The organism is Methylobacterium sp. HMF5984 (assembly GCF_045033435.1).
Taxonomy (GTDB): Bacteria; Pseudomonadota; Alphaproteobacteria; order Rhizobiales; family Beijerinckiaceae; genus Methylobacterium.
The window spans coordinates 551,466-569,478 of sequence record NZ_JBJFLN010000001.1 but is presented as its reverse complement, the minus strand read 5'-3'; the positions used below and the strand labels follow the sequence as shown (position 1 = coordinate 569,478).

The following is an 18,013-nucleotide window of genomic DNA, read 5'->3' as shown; positions in this document are numbered from 1 at the left end:
TCCACCGAGGAAGCCAGCATGTCCGAGTCCACGTACCCACGCGACCGGAGCCGCCCCCCCGCGCAGACGCCTTTGCCGAGCTATCTCACCTCGGACCCGCGCCGTAGGCCAGATCCCGGAACCCGGGCACTCGCCCAAGGTCTCGGCTGGTTCTCGATCGGTCTCGGTCTCACCGAACTCGCCTATGGCGGTTCCATTGCGCGCTGGCTCGGAATGCCGCGCTCGGCCCCGGTCATCCGGGCCTATGGCGTGCGCGAACTCGTCCAAGGAGCCGGGATCTTGGGCTCAGGCGATCCGACCCCCTGGATCTCGGCACGCGTCGCGGGGGACGCGCTCGACATCGCCACGGTTCTGCCCGGGCTTGAAGACCCCAATCCCCGCAAGCACAACGTGCTGCTGGCACTACTGGCTCTGGTGAGCGTCACCGCCGTCGACGTGATCTGCGCGCAGAATCTCGCGAAGGCACCCCTCGCTCCATCCGAGAAGGTCAAACGGGACTACCGCCGCCGCAGCGGATTTCGGCGTCCTGCCGAGGCGATGCGGGGAGCGGCTCGCGACTTCACGCAACCGTCCGACATCATCGGCCCGGAGGCGATGCGTCCCTGGACATTGGCCAACGCCTGAACGCAACGGAATGGTAGGCCAGATGCTCCCTGTTCTCGAGCAGGTGTCAGGCGCGCTCGTGATGGGGCTCGTCCTCGCCGACGTCTTCCTAACTGTCCTCTACGCACGCATCGGAACGGGCTTGTTCGCGGACCGGGTGGCCCATCTCATCTGGGCGATCTTCCGCCGTGCTGGCGACCTCTTCGCAGGGCGACGGGGTGCGGTGCTCTCCACCTGCGGCCCGGTCATCCTCATCGTCTACGTCCTCTTCTGGTCGATGGGGCTGACCGTCGGAGCCGGCCTCATCATCCACCCGGCATTGGGAACGGCCGTTCGGGCGAGCGGGGGCGAAACCCCGGCCGACTTCGTGACCGCCCTGTACGCGGGCGGCAGCAGCATCGCGATCGTGGGGGCGAGCGACTTCAAACCGGCCACGGATGCCTACCGGGTCCTCTACCTCGTGAACTCGCTCATCGGGATGTCGGTGACGTCGCTGGTCCTGACCTACGTGATGCAGGTCTACAGCGCGCTTCGGCAGCGCAATGCCCTCGGCCTGAAGCTGCATCTGCTGGCGGCTGAGACCTCGGATGCGGCCGAACTCCTGGTACGTCTCGGGCCCGGAGGACAGTTCAGTTCCGGATACACCCACCTGGCCGATGTCGCTGGGTCCCTCGCCGAAATGAAGGAGGCGCATCACTTCTATCCGGTGCTGTTCTACTTCCGGTTCCGGCAGCCCTTCTATTCCGTCTCGGCGCAGGCGTTCATCGCGCTCGACACGGTGTCGCTGATCCGAAGCGGAATTGTGGATGGTCAGGCCGCATGGCTCAAGGAGAGCGCCGCTGTCGATGCGATCTGGCGCGTCGCCATGCTGCTTGTCGTCACGCTCGAAACGACGTTCCAGCCCGGGGATCTGCCAACGCCCGCCGACGCAAACTGTCCCGAGCGCGAGGCATGGCGTACCCGCTACGCAACGGCCGTCGGGCGGCTTTCGGAAGCCGGCGTCGAGCCGATACCGGGCGGGCCGGATCCAGAGACCTATGTCGGGTTGCGGGCGCGGTGGCAGCCACACATCGCACGACTGGCCCCTGCGATGGCCTACCACATCGAAGAGTTCAGACCCGGGAGGGAGTCACACCCCTGAAACGCTTCGTCCGAGCGTATCGAAAACAGCGCCCGCACGCGCTCGCTATTGCTGGTCTGTTAGCTTCGTCGAACGCGCACTCGAGAGCCGCTGCTCCGCCGCCGAGAAATAGCACCGGAAGAGCTGACTTTGGCCCAGCGTCTTGATCCCCGAAGACGGGTCGCCTCAACCTTCATTGCCGGTTTCGAACGTCGGCAGGACATCGCTGTTTCTGCGACGTAAAGCAATTGTCTGAAATTGAGGAATATTCGATTCAGGCTGCGGACAACACCTTAGGACTCTACCGGATCATACAATCGCGGAATGCATGACACGCTTCTCATAGAAGCCGCGGCTTCAGGTTGGGAAATCCATCCAATGCTCGGGGCTGGAACGACCAATCCTCACCCTCCAAGGAAGCCTACCATGGTGACCAAAGCGCTTTTCGTACGACTGGAAGCGAAGCCCGGAAGAGAGGCCGACGTGGAAAGTTTTCTGCGCGGCGGCCTTTCGATTGTCGAGCAGGAGCCGGCGACAACAGCTTGGTTCGCCGTTCGAATCGGACTGTCGACCTTCGGAATTTTTGACGCCTTCCCCGACGAGGCGGGCCGGCAGGCCCATCTGTCCGGCGGCGTCGCGCAGGCGCTGGAGGCACAGGCGTCCGAACTATTCTCCGAGCCGCCTTCGATCCAGGAATTCGACGTGCTCGCCTCGAAGCTTCCCCGGTAGCGGGGGGCCGGTGCCCCATGGATCGCAGGCCGACGCCGGGAACGCGCTCATGCTGGCCGCAGGAACTACGATTTGAGCGTTCAGCCGTTTCAGCCCGGCGTCGCCTCAAAGGGCCCGCCCTCTCCTCGAGCGGGCCGCGGCGTCCGAGCGGGCGGTGAGGGCCGTCCCGAACCCAATCCTTGTCGAACGGAGAGAGGAACATGACTTCTGAAACCCTCAACGACCTGAAGGTCGCGATCCTGGTGACGGACGGCTCTGAGCAGATCGAGATGACCGAGCCGCGCAAAGCCCTCGACGAGGCGGGTGCCGAGACCCGGCTCGTGTCGCCCAAGGACGGTCGGGTGAAGGCCTGGAACTTTACGGATTGGGGCGGCACCTTCCCGGTGGACATGCCCCTCGACAGTGCCCGGTCCGAGGCTTTGACGCGCTCCTGCTGCCGGGTGGCGTCATCAACCCCGACATGCTCCGCGCGCTGCCCGAGGCGGTCGCGTTCGTGAAGGCCTTCTTCGACGCCCGCAAGCCCGTGGCCTCGATCTGCCATGGCCCCTGGACCATCATCGAGGCGGGGGCCGCACGCGGACGGCGCCTGACCTCCTGGCCGTCGCTGATGACCGACCTCAAGAACGCCGGCGCGGAGTGGGTGGATGAGGAGGTTGTCGTCGATCAGGGCTTGGTCACGAGTCGCAAACCCGACGACATCCCGGCCTTCAACCCGGAGGTGATCAAGCTGTTCGCGAGCGCACGGGGACCGTCGCGACAGGCAGCCGCCCAATGAAACCGAAAGCCGCCGTTGACGCTGCACAGCAAACGCCCTCTCCGTCGGGACCGAAGAGCATGGAGCGGCGTCCGTTCGGTCCTGTGCCACGCGAGATTGCGGTGATCGGCCAGGGAACCTGGTACATTGACGACGCGCACCGACCCACCGCTGTCGCGACCCTGCGGCGGGGTCTCGACCTCGGCATGACCCACATCGACACGGCCGAGATGTACGGCGACGCCGAGACCGTGGTCGGCGAGGCTATCGCTGAACGGCGCGAGGAGGTTTTCCTCGTCTCCAAGGTCCTCCCCAGCAACGCGACGCGCGCGGGGACCGTGGCGGCCTGCGAGCGCTCGCTCGCGCGCCTGCGCACCGACAGGCTGGATTGTTACCTCCTGCACTGGCCCGGTCCGCACCCACTGGAGGACACCTTCGCCGGCTTCGAGCGGCTTCGCGAGCAGGGCAAGATCCTGTCCTGGGGGGTGAGCAACTTCGACGTGCCCGACCTCGATGCCGCTTGGAAAGCCGGGGGCGAGGGCCGGATCGCCTGCAACCAAGTCCTCTATCATCTCCAGGAGCGTGCCATCGAGCACGCGGTACTGCCGTGGTGTGAGGAGCACGGTATCGCCACGGTCGCTTACAGCCCATTCGGCCATGGCAGCTTTCCCAGCCCGTACACGTCGGGGTACCGCGTCTTGGGGGAGATCGCGTCGAGCCACGGCGCGACCGCACGTCAAGTGGCGCTCCGTTTCCTGGTGCGGCGACCGTCGTTGCTCACGATCCCCAAGGCGTCCAGCCCCGAGCACGTCGCCGACAACGCGGCCGCCGCCGCGCTGCAGCTGACGGAAGCCGAACTTGCCCGGATCGACGCGGCATTCCCGCTCGGCTCCCGGCCACGCCGACTTCCCATGCTGTAGGGCCCATGAAAATCCGCTGCAGGCGGAAGGAACGGATCGCGATGCGCGCCTCGGAGCGAGTGTTCGACGCTGGATTGATCATGCAGCCCGAACGCGGCACCGGCGTCCGGGCCAGCAGCGGTGAGACGCCCACGGACCTTGTTGCCGCCGTCTACCCCGGCGGCGGCAGCCTTCTCCATCGTCGGCGCGAGCGATTTCGCGCCGCATACAGCGGCCATCAAAACGCGGCCCTCCAGGCGTCGCCCAAGACGGCCCACCACAGACGTTTGTCGTTCACTGGCAATGCGGTTGTGCTGCCGGGGCTGTTTCCTGGCCGACTGTTCGGGATCTTTTCCGACCCAAGCCGTGCAAACGCTCCTTCGGCCGTACTTACCCGCTTGCCGAGGATGAAAACTGCGGATTTCGTTTGAACCGCCTGCGTGCATTCCGAGCGATCGACTGGCGCGTGGTTCCCGCGCTCCTAAACCTCTCGTCGGCGCGGCAACGCCCGGTGCCCTGCGAGAACTGATATGTCGAGAGGATGTCCCATGGACCAGCCGAAGCCGAGAGAACCGGTGAGGATTGCTCGATCAGGCGCGGGACGGCCGGGCTACGTCACGGTGAGGGGCGCCCGCGAGCATAATCTGGGCGACGTCGACGTGGAGCTGCCGCGCGATGCCCTCGTGGTGTTCACAGGCATCTCCGGCTCCGGCAAGTCCTCACTCGCCTTCGGCACCCTCTATGCCGAGGCCCAGCGACGCTACTTCGAGTCGGTCGCACCCTATGCCCGGCGGATGATCGATCAGGTCGGGGTGCCCGACGTCGACGCCATCGAGGGGCTGCCCCCCGCCGTCGCCCTGCAGCAGCAGCGCGGTACGCCCAGCGCCCGCTCCTCGGTCGGCAGCGTCACCACCCTGTCGAGCCTCGTGCGGATGATGTACTCGCGGGCCGGCACCTACCCGCCGGGCCAGCCGATGCTCTACGCGGAGGACTTCTCGCCCAACACGCCCCAGGGCGCCTGCCCGTCCTGCGGCGGGCTCGGAAGGGTCTACCACGCCACGGAAACGTCCATGGTGCCCGACCCTTCGCTGACGATCCGCGAGCGGGCCGTCGCGGCCTGGCCGCAGGCCTGGGGCGGGCAGAACCTGCGCGACATCCTGGTCAGCCGGGGCATCGACGTCGACACGCCCTGGAAGGATCTGCCGCGGGCAGTTCGCGACTGGATTTTGTTCACCGACGACCAGCCGCAGGAGCCGGTCTATGCCGGACTCTCCCCGGAGCAGACGCAGGCAGCCCGTCGGCGTCGCCTGGAGCCGAGCTACATGGGCACGTTCACGAGCGCCCGCCGCCACGTGCTCGGCACCTTCACCAACTCGCAGAGCGCCCTCATGCGCCGCCGCGCCGCGCGCTACCTCGTGAGCGAGGATTGCCCCGCCTGCCACGGCAAGCGCCTGAAACCCGAGGCGCTCTCGGTCACCTTCGCCGGGCTGGACATCGGCGAGCTGTCGCGCATGACGCTCTCCGAGCTCGCCGAGGCGATGCGGCCGGCGGCCGAGGACAGGCTGCCCGACGACCGCCCCGCCAAGGATGCCGCCCAGGAGACCCTCGACCGCGAAGCCGCCCGACGGGATCGCGCCCGGCGCGCCGCTGCGGGCGCGTCGGCCCATGCGGGGGCGCCGGACGTGCGCGCGACGCCGAACCTCTCCATCGAGAAGCGCCTCGCCGCCCAGCGCCTCGCCGCCGACCTGGTCGATCGGATCGGGACGCTGGCGGAGCTGGGTCTCAGCTACCTGTCGCTGGATCGGGTCACCACGACCCTGTCCTCGGGCGAGCTGCAGCGCCTGCGCCTCGCCACCCAGCTCCGTTCGCAGCTCTTCGGCGTGGCCTACGTGCTCGACGAGCCCACGGCCGGGCTGCACCCCGCCGACGGCGACGCCATGCACGAAGCGCTGGCGGGCCTGCTCGCCGCGGGCAATTCGCTGTTCGTCGTCGAGCACGACATCGGCACGATGCGCCGCGCCGACTGGCTGGTCGATGTCGGCCCGGCGGCGGGCGAGCACGGCGGCACCGTGCTCTACAGCGGGCCGCCGGAAGGTCTTCGCGATGTGGAGGCGTCGCGCACGCGCCTGCACCTGTTCGGGTTGGTCAAGCCGCCGCGGCGTCCGCGGCGCGAGCCCTCGGGCTGGCTGCGCCTGGAGGGGATCGTCCGCAACAACCTGCGCGGGGTCTCGGCCGCGTTCCCGCTCGGATGCCTCACCGCCGTGACCGGCATCTCCGGCTCCGGCAAGTCGAGCCTCGTGAGCCAAGCCCTGCTGGAACTCGTCGGCGACCGCCTCGGACGGCCCGTCGAGACCGACGACGAGCCGGAGGATCCCCTCGACGACGCGCCGGGCCCGACGGAAGGGCGCATCGTCGGCGGCCTGGAAGGGGTCCGGCGTTTGGTCCAGGTCGACCAGAAGCCGATCGGGCGCACGCCCCGCTCGAACCTCGCGACCTATACCGGCCTGTTCGACGCCGTCCGCAAGCTGTTCGCCGCCACCCCCGAGGCGCGGCGCCGCCGCTACGACGCCGGCCGCTTCTCCTTCAACGTCGCTAAGGGCCGCTGCTCGGCCTGCGAGGGCGAGGGGTTCGTCAGCGTCGAACTCCTGTTCATGCCGAGCGTCTACGCCCCCTGCCCGACCTGCCACGGTTCCCGCTATGCGCCCGCGACCCTGGAGGTGACGTGGAACGGGCTGACGATCGCGGACGTGCTCGGGCTCACCGTCGAGCGCGCCTGCGCTGCCTTCGCGGACGAGCCATCCGTGCTACGCCCGCTCACCGTGCTGCGCGATCTCGGCCTCGGCTACCTGCGCCTCGGCCAGCCGGCGACCGAACTTTCCGGCGGCGAGGCCCAGCGCATCAAGCTCGCCACCGAGCTGCAGCGGGGCCAGCGCGGCGGCACGCTCTACGTCCTCGACGAGCCGACGACCGGGCTGCACCCGACCGACGTGGATCGCCTGATGCTCCAGCTCAACGGCCTGGTCGATGCGGGCAACACGGTCGTCATGGTCGAGCACGACATGCGCGTCGTCGCGGGGGCCGATCACGTCATCGACGTGGGGCCCGGTGCCGGAAACCTGGGTGGCATTGTCGTCGCGGCCGGCCGTCCCGAAGTGGTCGCCGAGGCGCGGGCGAGCCGCACGGCACCCTATCTCCGGGAAGAGCTTGATGCCTACGAAGGCGGGGGCGCGGTCCCGCAGCGTCCCTGACGACCCGTCGTTGATACGGAATCTGCGCTTGATCAGCGCCAAAGTCGATGACGGCATCCAGAACGATAGACCTCAGACCGCCCCCGGAGACCGACGATGAAGATCCTGATGGTGCTGACCTCGCACGACCGACTCGGCGACACCGGGCGCAAGACCGGCTTCTGGCTGGAGGAGTTGGCCGCGCCCTACTACGTGTTCAAGGATGCCGGTGCGGAGGTGGTGCTGGTCTCGCCCGCGGGCGGCCGCCCGCCGCTCGATCCCAAGAGCAGCGAGCCGGACGCCCAGACCGACCTGACCCGACGCTTCGAGGCGGACGGCGAAGCCAGCGCCGCCTTGTCGAACACAGGCCGCCTCGACGGCGTCACCCACGAGGGCTTCGACGCGGTGTTCTATCCCGGCGGGCATGGCCCCTTATGGGATCTGGCCGAGGACCCCGCCTCGATCCGGCTGATCGAGACGACGCTCCGGGCCGCCAAGCCTGTCGCCCTCGTCTGCCACGCCCCCGGCGTTCTGCGTCACGCCAAGGCGCCCGACGGCAAGCCGCTCGTCGCCGGCAAGGCCGTCACCGGCTTCACGAACACCGAGGAGGAGGCCGTAGGCCTGACTGCCATCGTCCCCTTCCTCGTCGAAGACGAGCTCAAGCGGGCGGGCGGCGTGTTCTCCAAGGCCGGCGACTGGGAGCCGTACGTGGTCGGGGACGGGCTGCTGATCACCGGCCAGAACCCGGCCTCGTCCGGACCGACGGCCGAGCGCATGAAGGCGTATCTCGACAATCGATGAACCACTGGGGCGATCGACTTGTGAAGAGCTCTCGCAGTCCTTTGCAAGTTCCAGGGAGGTCCGTTTGCCGGATGCTTGGGGAAAGCATGGACCTACGGTCGGATGAGTCGCACACCTGCCTTACCAGTTTCGAAACCTCTCGACGCTGCATTCGAGGAGCTGGACGCTTAAATCTAAGTCCCTTCGGTAAGCATGAAAAAATCCCGACGTCGATCCTAGAGGGACCTGACCGTGCTCTTGATTACCGAACGCCCAAGATGGGCGCAAAGCCGTCGACTTTCCCGGTGCGAGCTGAGGTCCGTTTTCGTGGCATCACTGCTCAAAAGCAGCCAGACTGCTCTCCACCCGACCCAGCCATTCAAGTTACTTCACGCGATGCCGGGAACCGGACATTTAGGGAGGCTCATCTGGACGGCTAGAGGTAGCCGAAAGCTGCCAGTCACCGTTGGAAATGATCCGCCAGAGAGGTGGACTAGCCTCAACTAATCCAGCCTCGTGGTAGAAACGCAATCAGGTACAATTCGGAAGCGATCTCACCCTTTGCTATCGTTCGGCAGAAGGGAGAATTAGATTTTTAGGCTATCTGCTGCCAAGCGCCCCAATGCTAATAATGATAATATCGGCAGGGCGGCAGTTTGGGAAATCATCAGTTGCGGAGACCCGCCTGACGCATCAGCGGCAGCACCCTCTTCCCGAAGAAGTCGAGGTCCGGCTGAAAATCGTAGAACGAGATCTGCAAGCCGTCGCAGCCAGCGCTTTTCAGGTTGGCGAGTTGCTCCGTCACGTAGTCAGGCCCCCCGATGATGTGGATGTTTCCGCCCAGGATGCGATCCTGCGGCCGGTGGTTTTTCCACGCCTTGCTGTCGGCGAGGGCATGGTGTCGGGCGTAGCCATCGACCGCGCCCTGATCCGCATTCCTGACGATCCGGTCGTAGTAATCCCAGGCCTCCGCATCGGTGTCCCGGCAGACGATCATGGGGTTGATCAGCGTTCGCAGGTCACGCCCATGCTTCCGGCCCGCGGCCTTGATCGCGGCGATATGGTCCGGCAGGGCCGGCAAGGCGTTCTCAAGCTTGGCACCGGCCGGACTCGTGATGAAGGCGATGTCGGAATGGCGTCCCGCATAATCGAAGCCGGCGGGGGAGCCCGTCGCGCTCACGAGAATCGGCCGGCCGAAGCGCGGCTGCGGGCGCGCGAACGCATCTTCCAGCTGCCAGTACGCTCCCGAGAGAGAGACGTTCTCGCTCGAACGCCACAGCTTTTTCAGGATGGTCGTGAACTCGTCGGCCATGCGGTAGCGCAGGTCGTGCTCGACCTTCTGCATGCCGAACATCACGGGCTCGCGCGGAGCGTAGCCGGTAACGACGTTGACGCCCCAACGCCCGCCCGCGATGTGGTCGAGGGTCGCGCCGAACTTCGCCAGATGAAGGGGATGCCACGGGCCGTAGAGGATGTGGATCGTCGAGATGAGGATGATCCGCTTGGTCAGCGCGGCCAAGGCCGTAGCCGTGATGAACGGATCGAGCGACTCCTCGCGAAACCGGGACACGCCGCCATACCCGCCGTGACGGACCCACTCCGCCAGGCCGAAGACAAGATCGAAGCCCAGGGCCTCGGCCCGGAGCGTGAGTTCGGCGTTGTAGTCGAAGGTCCAGGTGGTTGAGCGAGGTTCGAGGGAGGGCGACCACCCCCCGCTCTGGATCGGCAGAAACAGCCCCAGCATCAGGGGTTGCGCGAGCGCCCGCGACAGCGGGCTGTCGCCGAAACTGCCCGGTTCGGGCGGGTCCGGCAGATCGGGTCGTAGGTCCATTGCGCTCGTCTCAGGCGGTGATGTCGATGCGGCCGACATCGACGTGGTCGCCGGCAGCGATCTCCCGCTGGGCCCGTTCCAGGGGCGCCATGTCGTAGAATCGCGCCGCCTCGATCCGGTTCGACAGGAGTTTCTGCTCATGCAGGAAGTCGAGGACCCCTTGGGTGTCCTGCACCTCCTGCGGCGAGACCAGGAAATCCAGGGCCTTCACGTCGGCGACCGGCGCCCGAAGATAGCGGTCCGCCTTGCTCGCCACATCCAGGATCGAGGCGTCGAGACGCGACGTCTTGCTGAACCAGGCATCCGCCTGCTCGATGTTCCTAGAGGTCCACCAGGTGGCGACGATCCAAGCCTTCAGGAACCTCACGGCTCCGTCCTGGCCATAGCGCTGCAACCATGAACCCGAGAAACCCTGGATACCGGACCCGGCCCCCAGCGGGGCCTGCCAGACGACGCGACCGAGCTTCTGCCGGATCAAGTTTTCAAGGGTGGGATCCCAAGTCGTCACGGCATCGACGGCGCCGGCCCGCATCGCGTCGGCCTGCTCCGCGACGTCCTGATTGACAATGCGGATCTCCTTGAAGGGCTCCTTGACCCCTGCGGCGACAATGGCCTGGACGCAGCGCGGGAAGACCGTCGTCGCGAAAGGTCCGGAGATGCGCTTGCCCTTCAGATCGGCCAGGCCGCCCGTGAAATCGGGCCGCGCAACCACGGCGAAGCGCTGGTCGTGCGTGCGGTGAAGGACTTTCGAGCCGGGAATCCTCGCCATCCCCCGAAGGGTCGGGGCATCGGCCGCGAAGACGTTGTCGATGGCGCCTGCCACGGCGGCTTCCGCCAGGGGCCCACCGAAGGTGAACGTCCTGAAGGTTGCCTCGATGCCGTGCAGCTCAAGGATGTTGGTGTGCCGAAGCGTCTCGAAGATGCTGCCGCCGCCCGCCCACAGGGACTGGTAGCCGAGCGTGACCTTAATGCGGTCCTGGCTCCGGGTCGGGGCCGGCGCAAGGCCGGACCAGGCCCCGACGGCGAGGCCCGAGCCGACGAGGAAGTGCCTGCGGTGCATGGAAGTCATCCGTTGGTGTGCGAGGATGGGGGGTGGTCACCGGCGTCGAACGAGGGCTCGTTCGAGCCCGAGCATGATCCCGTTCATGCACAGACCCAGCAGTCCGACGACGACCATGCCGGCGAGGACCTTCTCGGTCTCTATCGTCGTGCGTGCGAGCTGGATCATGTAACCGAGCCCGGACGTCGACGAGATCAGCTCGGCCGCGATCACGCACATCCACCCCACGCCCAGTCCGACACGCAGCCCTGTCAGGATGTACGGGAGCGCCGAGGGCAGCAGCACCTTTCTCAGGGTCAACCAGCGACCCGCTCCAAAGCATCGCGCCACCCGCAGGTGGATCTCGGCCACCGAAACCGCGCCCAGGTAGGCGTTGCTGAAGATCGGGAAGAACGCGCCCAGGGCGATGATGAACCAGGCCGGTCGGTCGCCGAGGCCGAACCACAGGATGGCGAGCGGGATCCATGCGATGACGGAGATGGGACGGACGAGGTCGACGAGGGGAAGGACGTAGAAGGCCAGCCACCGGATGCGTCCGAGCAGAAGGCCGGACGCGATCCCGACGGTCGCCGCGATTCCGAAGCCGACCGTCACGCGCTGGATGCTGGCGCCGATGTCCTCCCAGAGCATGCCGCTCGCGGCGAGGTCACGAAGCGCGCGCAGCACGGCCGAGGGCGGGGGCACGAGGTCTCCGTTTAGCCATCCGCCGCGCACCGCCAGTTCCCAGGCGGCGAGAAGGAGCGGGATGAGGACGAAGCGCCTCGCCTCGTAGGCGGCCCCGGCGATCCATCCCCACGCCGCGAACGGTATGGCCCTGATGCCCGAGGAGGCCAGGGACGAGGCGGTTGTCGTTGCGACGCCTTCGGCCATGGCTCAGTGCCTCCCGCCGTGCTGCGCGAGGACGCTGGCCCGCAACCGTGCCGAGATCGCCTCCTTAATTGAGACGAAGCGGGGATCGACCCGGATCGCGTTCGTACGCGGTCGAGGAAGATCGACCTCGACGGTGCTGTCGATGCGCCCGGGGCGGCCGCTCATGACCAGGACCCGATCTGCGAGGAAGACAGCCTCCTCGATGTTGTGGGTGATCAGGACGAATGTTTGCCGTGAGACGGCCCAGATGCGGAGGAGTTCCTCCTGCAGCAGGTCGCGCGTGATCGAATCGAGCGCCGCGAAGGGCTCGTCCATCAGGACGACGCTCGGATCAGGCGCCAGCGCACGCGCCAGGCTCACGCGCCAGGCTCACGCGCTGGCGCATACCGCCTGACAGTTCGTCCGGGAAGCGATCCTCGAAACCATTCAGTCGAACGAAATCTACGAGGCGCGCTATGATTTGTCGTCGTTCCTGTTTCGACAAGGATTTAGCATTCAGTGCAAATCCGACGTTCTCCTCGACGGTCAGCCAAGGATAAAGCCCATAATCCTGGAAGATCACCGTCCTATCGGGTCCTGGATCCTCAATCTGAGATCCCCTGAACAGCGCGTTGCCGCTCGACGGGCGGTCAAATCCTGCCATGATATTCAGCAGGGTCGACTTGCCGCATCCAGACGGACCAATAAGGCATAAAAACTCCCCGTCGCGCACATCGAAGGTTACGTTCGAAAGCGCTAGGCAAGTTGTGCTATCTGCACGACCTTTATAACTTTTGCTTATTTCATTAAAACTGAACACGACGCACTTCCGACTATTTCGAGATTCTCATTATAAATTTTTTTTCGAAAAACTTACAAGATATACAGCAATACTGTTGGTGTAAATTTGTACCTAAATAATAATTAACACGCTTGCTAAGTAAGCACCGCATCAATAATGCTTAGTAATAGATAATTTACTACGAAGATACCTGCGTGTCAAAAGGATTTTATATCATATTTGGCTGCGCAATTAGACGATAATACTGCATATTAAAGCTGGGCAGAGTAAAATTGCTACGGTTCGGCTTGTTGCTCGACAGGGCCCGCATGCAGGTCAATGACGCTATCCAACGCCTTGCGGACGAAAGGGCGGAAGATGGGACTGTTGCGGCAGAAACTACCTGTTTTTCTTACACATGATTGGTGCCTTAACGTGATTGCATAGCCATCGTCCGCTTTCGAACACATACCTAATATAAGCGGACGGGCGGCCTCCCACCCGACCCGCTCGTAGAGCGGTCGGACGGGTCCCGACCCAACCCGGTCGTTCAGACTGCAAAATCATATACTCCGAAGCGGACGTTGAGATGGCTAACACGCCTATATGCTGAACCACCCTCGCCGCCTGCTAGGCCCTGTCGTCTCATGGACGCTTACCGGGGTCGCGAACGAGCATCAGCATCGTGCCGTCATACCAGGGGAGTGCTAGAGCCCCTGCCGCGCCCTGGTAGATCGTCGGTTCACGGCTCGGACCCCAACCGCCCGATCGACAATGAAGCGTGTAGGCAACGGGCTGGCGCATGCCGAGCTTGCGTAGCTCGGGCCGCACGTCCTGTGACAACTGATCGAGCTGCTCGAAACTGGGGCTGGTGCAGACATCGCCGGTGGACGGCATCTGGTTCCAAACCAACTGGGCAGACGTAAATGTCAGCCGCTTGCCCATCAGGCTCGGGTCGTTGTCAACGAGCGCCTGGACGCCGCTGTCGGGCACTGCAACCTTCGCAACGTGCCAATGACCGGTGATGGCAGACATCGATTCATCGGCCATCGCCGGCGGCATCGCTGCCGCCATGGCGATGAGCGTCGCCGTCGCGACTGAGCGAAGCCTGTTACTCGTCACCATCGTGTTCTCCTTCCATCGCAACGCAAATCGACCGCATTGAAATCGCAACGTCCGTTGTCCAGGCGGGGGGCGTCGATCGGCCGATCTCGCAAGCGTCCACTACACAATTCGGTGCTGGCCAGGCGCAAGCGGGCACTACACGCCGATCGTCGGGAGCCGCTCGCGATCCCTATACGGTCGTGCTCGGCCTTCGCTGGCCAGGGTGTGAACGACCTTGTCGAGTGCTTTGCTAGACAGTGCGCCCTCATGCCATCTGCCACTCAGGAATAGGGCTAGCGTGGCATGGACGCCCCAGCCCTCTGGCAAACCGGCCTAATTGCCACTCGAAAACGAAAGCCAGTTTCTGGATTGGTCATATGAGCGCGAGCAAATAAAGTATTCTTGGCAATACCGATCATCCTGCTCGTAGCTATACTCCAAAAACATCATGGTTCGGTGCGTGAACGATAAAGGCCCCGCCCTCATCCTGCCAGCCATGACCCGCTTCGCCCGTACGGATGGAAGCGGCTTCATCCGTCGCGGCATACATGTGAGCATGCGTATCGTCGTTGTAGAAGCGCTCCAGGGCGAAGGTGTCAGTTGCTCCAGCATGGGCGTAGGCCTCGAAGGCAACGCCCTCGTAATGGTAGCTGGGTAGGCTCGAGAGCACTGCATCTCGTTCTGCGACATCGGTCGTCAGGAAATGCGTCCCTGAGGATGTATCGTAAAAGCGGAACACATCGATGGTGTCGGCTCCTTTTTCGGGTGCGGCCCAAGGCGCACCTTCGACCGTGTACTCGGGCAGGTTGCGCATGACCGCAGTCGCCTCGACCGGACTTGCAGTGAAGAAGTGATCGCCCGTTGTCGGGTCGTAGAAACGAAATACGTCGGAAACGGTCGGGTCGCTCGAAACGGTGATATCCACCCCGTCCCGCGCATCCGCATGTTGGTGGACGGATCCCGAGAAGGCGTTGCCGCCGAGGGCGATTGTCGTGACCTGCGTCCCGTCCATCGACAGGGCGAACGACAAGTGCCCGTCCGCGACGCGTAAGTCGTAAACCTGCGCGCTCGCATCGGTAACATGGATCGTGTCGGCGTTGATAAAGTCGGCGATCGTATCGCCATTAAGGTCGGCTGCCTTGCCTGCGTAGGTATCGGTGCCCCCTTGACCGTGGAACGTCTGCGCACCGTTCCCGCCAACGAACGTATCGGCGAGGTGCGTCCCGAACAGCGTCACTTTGTGCTGATCATTCGTGATGGTTCCGGTCGAGGCAAAGCCGAGAGAGCTCCCCTGAACAAAGCCCGCTCCGCTCGCAGCATCGAATCCCTTATCGAAACCCGGCGTGTAGGGGTTGTTCATGTCGATGGCACCATCCTGCAACAGAGCGCGGATGTCCTCGCTGGTTAGCATGGAGTTGGCCTCCAGCATGAGGGCGGCAAGTCCCGCGACATGCGGGGCCGCTGCGGATGTGCCGAAGAAATTGGGATGACCGGTCTGATCCTGATCCCCGTTTCCGAAGAAGGTCGTGTCGATGCCGTCTGGGCCGACCAGGGTCGGGGCATTGGGATGGATGAGGGTCGGGAGGGGATTGCCATCCGTATCGTAGGTGATGGTGGACGGCCCAAGGGCGGAGCCGGGATCCAGCCTTGGCGGGTTCGTCCCGTAAGCGGGCGTATGTTCGTAGATAGCCTCGCCCACGCTGATCGCGGCGGGGGCCGCATGGTGGCCGTTGCTGGTCGCGTGACTGGTGTTGGTCGGAACGTCACCTAGGGTGACCTGGGCGCCGTTGCTCTCGTCAATCAGACGAAAATCGTCGGGCGCCGATCCGGCGTGGAGGCCGATCCGGACATAGTAGGTGGCTGTCGTCGACGCGATCGGAAGAGAGAAAGTCTGGAACGCGTTGCCGCCGACCGATCCCATTTCCGTGAAGGATCTGTACAGCTTGTCGGAACTGTCGAAAACGAAGGCATCGAGGTCGGCGGTCGCGCCATGGTCGGGGCTCACAGACGCGGAGGGACTATCCCACTGCAGGCTGAACGTCGCCGACGTCTTCGTGCCATCTGATCCGCCCACGGTGATAGGTAAATAGTTCTGTCCTGAAGCGAACTGATGCCAAGTTTCCGTCTGACCCGCGATCGAAACGGACGCCGTCGCAGCAATGAAAGGCGATTCGTAGCCCTTGTTGCCGTTATTGCCTGCTGACGTCACATAGGTCACGCCCATCTGCTTCACGACATGATCAATGGCTTGCGTGACGACGCTGTTTTGATAGCTCGTCTCGTTAGCGTAAAAAAAGTCGTCGACGATGACTTTGGCGCCGGCCTCTGCCAGCCTCACGATGTTGTCGGCGAAGGCCTGCAGGCCACCTTTAGCGGTGGCGAACAGGATGCTCGCTCCGGGGGCAATATCATGGACGACCTGAGCCATGGCTCGACCCTCGTCATCGCCCTGACCGTCCTGTCCTGGCAGTATCCGTGTATCGCGAGGAAGGTCACCGCTCGCTACGTCCGCATCCTCCCCTCCGAGAGTGTTGAAGCTTGATGACAGGATACCGATCGTAATGCCTGTTCCATCATAGCCATATGTCGCTCGTGCGGCATCAGTGCCCATCGCATGATCGCCTTGGCTGACAACTGAGCCCTGATTGGTTGCACCTGCCGCCATCGCTTTTCTTTCTACAATGATCGTGGATTTGAGCGTGATGCGGAGCGTATACCATCCCAAAAAGCGACCTGCATGTTACGTTTTGTATCAGCCAAGATTGTGGAGGCAAACGTTTGCAAAAATGACTTCATATTTTTTGAGGATGGGAGATTCTTGACCCAAAGGAGGAGTGGGCCGGTATGGGTTGAGGCAAATAGCCCTCATGCCTTTGTGGGAGCAGCAGGTAGTTATCTCAAAGCGCCGTGCACTGCTTTGCGCGTGGACAAAACAAGGTCTCTCTTGATTGGTCCGCGTGTCGAATCTAGTTCAAAGCGCAGGTGTGGAGATGGCTCGACGCCGTTCTGATGGCACAAGCCACGCGGAAACAGAAGCTGCTCATCACGCTGATCGGGCGCGCACTCAACCCCCTAAATTTTGCAGCGGACCCAACAGGGCGGGCACCGGCGACGAAGTTCAAGTTCGCCCGTGTCCTCGCGCTCGGCGAGGCGGGCGTCTTGGAGGTCACCGGATCGGGACCGGGCATGTGCGACCACGAGGTTCGCCTCCCGATGATCGTGAGCTAGTCTGAACGACGGGAGGCCTGCCAGGGCGAGGCCCGGCTGCTGACACGAAGCAGTGGATGTGCCCGCTTGGGAGGACGTCCGCCTCTACGCATTATGGCCCAGGAACGGACCGGCAGAACTCCACCCCAAGCGGCCAGTCCGTTAGCGACCCAACCTCGTCGTTCGAGGTCGTCCGCAACACGCTTGGAAGCAGTCGTTTGGTTGCCGGCCTCGTCATATTCGGGAGGGCAATCGCAAGTGAACGCCGCCAAGGCGGCTATGCAGTTGGGTTCATCGCAGCGAACAGCACGTCGAAGGTTCCGTCCCGCTCGGCCCAGCGGCGCGGCTGATCGCGCTCAAGTAGGATCTCGCCCCGCGGGTGATCCCCCCGCTCCAGGAGCTGCATCACCTCGGCCACGTAGGCACCGAGCGGCATCGCCCGCGGATCGGCGGCCTGCTGTGCCCCCGTGAGTTCCGTTTGGACGTAGGGCGGCGAAAGTTCGAGCACCTCGACCGGGAAGTCGCGGAGCTGATGGCGCAGCGAGATCAGCCAGGAGTGCAAGAAGGCCTTGCTCGCGCAGTAGGTGGGGAAGTCGGCGCGCGGCACCAAGGCGAGCGCCGAACTCGTCGCCATGAACGTCGCGTCCGCGTTGCGCTTGAGGATGGGGAGCAGCGCCGCCGCGGTGCGCAGCACGCCCGAGACGTTGGTGTCGAGGATCGCCTGCGCGGCTGCGGCGTCCCATGCGTCCGCCGTCAGGTCCTCGGTGCGCGACACGCCAGCGTTGGCGATCAGTACGTTCAGCGCGGGGAAGCGCGCTCGGACGCTCTCCGCCAGACGCGCGTAAGAGGCAGGATCGTCGAGGTCGAGCGGCAGGCCAACGAGGCCTGGGCGCTCCGTCGTGATCGCGTCAAGCAGTGCCTGACGGCGGCCGGTGACGATGACCGTATTGCCCCGGTCGTGGAACGCCTCGGCGAGCGCGCGGCCGATGCCGCTCGTCCCGCCGGTGATCAGAATGGTGTTGCCGGACATCTTCATGGGATCGGGCTCTCGTTGATGAGGGGATGGAGG

18 protein-coding genes are annotated in these 18,013 nt (G+C 64.5%); 10 read left to right on the top strand and 8 right to left on the bottom strand.

All coding sequences use genetic code 11. The annotated features are described in order from the left end of the window. Nucleotides 1-18: 18 nt before the first annotated feature. The 9 genes from ACFZ8E_RS02690 to ACFZ8E_RS02650 all read left to right on the top strand — a co-directional run bounded on the left by ACFZ8E_RS02690 (nt 19) and on the right by ACFZ8E_RS02650 (nt 8,133). Nucleotides 19-624: a cyclase dehydrase gene (locus ACFZ8E_RS02690; protein WP_405041931.1), complete on the top strand. Its 606-nt coding sequence runs from the start codon at nt 19-21 to the stop codon at nt 622-624. A gap of 22 nt (nt 625-646) precedes the next feature. After that, nucleotides 647-1,744, top strand: a complete 1,098-nt coding sequence (locus tag ACFZ8E_RS02685; protein WP_405041930.1) for a two pore domain potassium channel family protein — start codon at nt 647-649, stop codon at nt 1,742-1,744. Nucleotides 1,745-2,149: 405 nt separating this feature from the next. Continuing rightward, nucleotides 2,150-2,452 carry a putative quinol monooxygenase gene (locus ACFZ8E_RS02680; RefSeq protein WP_405041929.1) on the top strand — a complete coding sequence of 101 codons (303 nt, stop codon included), beginning with the start codon at nt 2,150-2,152 and terminating at the stop codon, nt 2,450-2,452. Between the two features lie 200 nt (nt 2,453-2,652). Beyond that, nucleotides 2,653-2,949 carry a DJ-1/PfpI family protein gene (locus ACFZ8E_RS02675; protein ID WP_405041928.1) on the top strand — a complete coding sequence of 99 codons (297 nt, stop codon included), beginning with the start codon at nt 2,653-2,655 and terminating at the stop codon, nt 2,947-2,949. Continuing rightward, nucleotides 2,913-3,227, top strand: coding sequence for a DJ-1/PfpI family protein (locus ACFZ8E_RS02670; RefSeq protein ID WP_405041927.1), 315 nt, complete (start codon nt 2,913-2,915; stop codon nt 3,225-3,227). Before ACFZ8E_RS02675 ends, ACFZ8E_RS02670 begins: the two co-directional genes overlap by 37 nt. Before the next feature lie 59 nt (nt 3,228-3,286). Continuing rightward, complete coding sequence (locus ACFZ8E_RS02665) at nt 3,287-4,126, top strand: aldo/keto reductase (RefSeq protein WP_405041926.1); 840 nt, start codon at nt 3,287-3,289, stop codon at nt 4,124-4,126. A gap of 41 nt (nt 4,127-4,167) precedes the next feature. Further along, entirely contained in the window at nt 4,168-4,536 is a 369-nt protein-coding gene (locus tag ACFZ8E_RS02660; RefSeq protein WP_405041925.1) for a hypothetical protein, read from the top strand. 117 nt (nt 4,537-4,653) lie between these two features. Beyond that, nucleotides 4,654-7,353, top strand: coding sequence for an excinuclease ABC subunit A (locus ACFZ8E_RS02655; protein WP_405041924.1), 2,700 nt, complete (start codon nt 4,654-4,656; stop codon nt 7,351-7,353). A 96-nt stretch (nt 7,354-7,449) separates the two neighbouring features. Beyond that, nucleotides 7,450-8,133, top strand: coding sequence for a type 1 glutamine amidotransferase domain-containing protein (locus ACFZ8E_RS02650; protein ID WP_405041923.1), 684 nt, complete (start codon nt 7,450-7,452; stop codon nt 8,131-8,133). Nucleotides 8,134-8,779: 646 nt separating this feature from the next. Here the strand turns inward: ACFZ8E_RS02650 and ACFZ8E_RS02645 are convergent. The 7 genes from ACFZ8E_RS02645 to ACFZ8E_RS02615 form a co-directional block, all read right to left on the bottom strand. After that, on the bottom strand, nt 8,780-9,943 hold the full coding sequence (locus tag ACFZ8E_RS02645) for an LLM class flavin-dependent oxidoreductase (protein ID WP_405041922.1): 1,164 nt from the start codon (nt 9,941-9,943) through the stop codon (nt 8,780-8,782). 10 nt (nt 9,944-9,953) lie between these two features. After that, the gene (locus ACFZ8E_RS02640; protein WP_405041921.1) at nt 9,954-11,003 is read right to left on the bottom strand and encodes an ABC transporter substrate-binding protein; all 1,050 of its coding nucleotides are present in this window, start codon (nt 11,001-11,003) and stop codon (nt 9,954-9,956) included. Nucleotides 11,004-11,039: 36 nt separating this feature from the next. Next, entirely contained in the window at nt 11,040-11,873 is an 834-nt protein-coding gene (locus tag ACFZ8E_RS02635) for an ABC transporter permease (protein ID WP_405041920.1), read from the bottom strand. 3 nt (nt 11,874-11,876) lie between these two features. Then, nucleotides 11,877-12,233, bottom strand: a complete 357-nt coding sequence (locus ACFZ8E_RS02630; protein WP_405041919.1) for a hypothetical protein — start codon at nt 12,231-12,233, stop codon at nt 11,877-11,879. Then, nucleotides 12,205-12,672 (bottom strand): ABC transporter ATP-binding protein, encoded by a 468-nt coding sequence (locus ACFZ8E_RS02625; protein WP_405041918.1) that lies wholly within the window; start codon nt 12,670-12,672, stop codon nt 12,205-12,207. Before ACFZ8E_RS02625 ends, ACFZ8E_RS02630 begins: the two co-directional genes overlap by 29 nt. A gap of 606 nt (nt 12,673-13,278) precedes the next feature. Next, complete coding sequence (locus ACFZ8E_RS02620; protein WP_405041917.1) at nt 13,279-13,758, bottom strand: hypothetical protein; 480 nt, start codon at nt 13,756-13,758, stop codon at nt 13,279-13,281. Nucleotides 13,759-14,167: 409 nt separating this feature from the next. Next, on the bottom strand, nt 14,168-16,165 hold the full coding sequence (locus ACFZ8E_RS02615; protein WP_405041916.1) for a S8 family serine peptidase: 1,998 nt from the start codon (nt 16,163-16,165) through the stop codon (nt 14,168-14,170). 581 nt (nt 16,166-16,746) lie between these two features. On the opposite strand from ACFZ8E_RS02615, the gene ACFZ8E_RS02610 reads away from it, so the two are divergent. Next, nucleotides 16,747-16,965, top strand: a complete 219-nt coding sequence (locus tag ACFZ8E_RS02610; RefSeq protein WP_405041915.1) for a hypothetical protein — start codon at nt 16,747-16,749, stop codon at nt 16,963-16,965. A gap of 256 nt (nt 16,966-17,221) precedes the next feature. Here the strand turns inward: ACFZ8E_RS02610 and ACFZ8E_RS02605 are convergent, their stop codons facing one another. Next, on the bottom strand, nt 17,222-17,980 hold the full coding sequence (locus tag ACFZ8E_RS02605) for an SDR family oxidoreductase (protein WP_405041914.1): 759 nt from the start codon (nt 17,978-17,980) through the stop codon (nt 17,222-17,224). Nucleotides 17,981-18,013: the final 33 nt, after the last annotated feature.

What these genes read in the sequence shown, in the direction of transcription:
- ACFZ8E_RS02690 (WP_405041931.1), top strand. Translation starts at nt 19, where the DNA reads ATGTCCGAGTCCACGTACCCACGCGACCGGAGCCGCCCCCCCGCGCAG.
- ACFZ8E_RS02685 (WP_405041930.1), top strand. Translation starts at nt 647, where the DNA reads ATGCTCCCTGTTCTCGAGCAGGTGTCAGGCGCGCTCGTGATGGGGCTC.
- ACFZ8E_RS02680 (WP_405041929.1), top strand. Translation starts at nt 2,150, where the DNA reads ATGGTGACCAAAGCGCTTTTCGTACGACTGGAAGCGAAGCCCGGAAGA.
- ACFZ8E_RS02675 (WP_405041928.1), top strand. Translation starts at nt 2,653, where the DNA reads ATGACTTCTGAAACCCTCAACGACCTGAAGGTCGCGATCCTGGTGACG.
- ACFZ8E_RS02670 (WP_405041927.1), top strand. Translation starts at nt 2,913, where the DNA reads ATGCTCCGCGCGCTGCCCGAGGCGGTCGCGTTCGTGAAGGCCTTCTTC.
- ACFZ8E_RS02665 (WP_405041926.1), top strand. Translation starts at nt 3,287, where the DNA reads ATGGAGCGGCGTCCGTTCGGTCCTGTGCCACGCGAGATTGCGGTGATC.
- ACFZ8E_RS02660 (WP_405041925.1), top strand. Translation starts at nt 4,168, where the DNA reads ATGCGCGCCTCGGAGCGAGTGTTCGACGCTGGATTGATCATGCAGCCC.
- ACFZ8E_RS02655 (WP_405041924.1), top strand. Translation starts at nt 4,654, where the DNA reads ATGGACCAGCCGAAGCCGAGAGAACCGGTGAGGATTGCTCGATCAGGC.
- ACFZ8E_RS02650 (WP_405041923.1), top strand. Translation starts at nt 7,450, where the DNA reads ATGAAGATCCTGATGGTGCTGACCTCGCACGACCGACTCGGCGACACC.
- ACFZ8E_RS02645 (WP_405041922.1), bottom strand. Translation starts at nt 9,943, where the DNA reads ATGGACCTACGACCCGATCTGCCGGACCCGCCCGAACCGGGCAGTTTC.
- ACFZ8E_RS02640 (WP_405041921.1), bottom strand. Translation starts at nt 11,003, where the DNA reads ATGCACCGCAGGCACTTCCTCGTCGGCTCGGGCCTCGCCGTCGGGGCC.
- ACFZ8E_RS02635 (WP_405041920.1), bottom strand. Translation starts at nt 11,873, where the DNA reads ATGGCCGAAGGCGTCGCAACGACAACCGCCTCGTCCCTGGCCTCCTCG.
- ACFZ8E_RS02620 (WP_405041917.1), bottom strand. Translation starts at nt 13,758, where the DNA reads ATGGTGACGAGTAACAGGCTTCGCTCAGTCGCGACGGCGACGCTCATC.
- ACFZ8E_RS02615 (WP_405041916.1), bottom strand. Translation starts at nt 16,165, where the DNA reads ATGGCTCAGGTCGTCCATGATATTGCCCCCGGAGCGAGCATCCTGTTC.
- ACFZ8E_RS02610 (WP_405041915.1), top strand. Translation starts at nt 16,747, where the DNA reads ATGGCACAAGCCACGCGGAAACAGAAGCTGCTCATCACGCTGATCGGG.
- ACFZ8E_RS02605 (WP_405041914.1), bottom strand. Translation starts at nt 17,980, where the DNA reads ATGAAGATGTCCGGCAACACCATTCTGATCACCGGCGGGACGAGCGGC.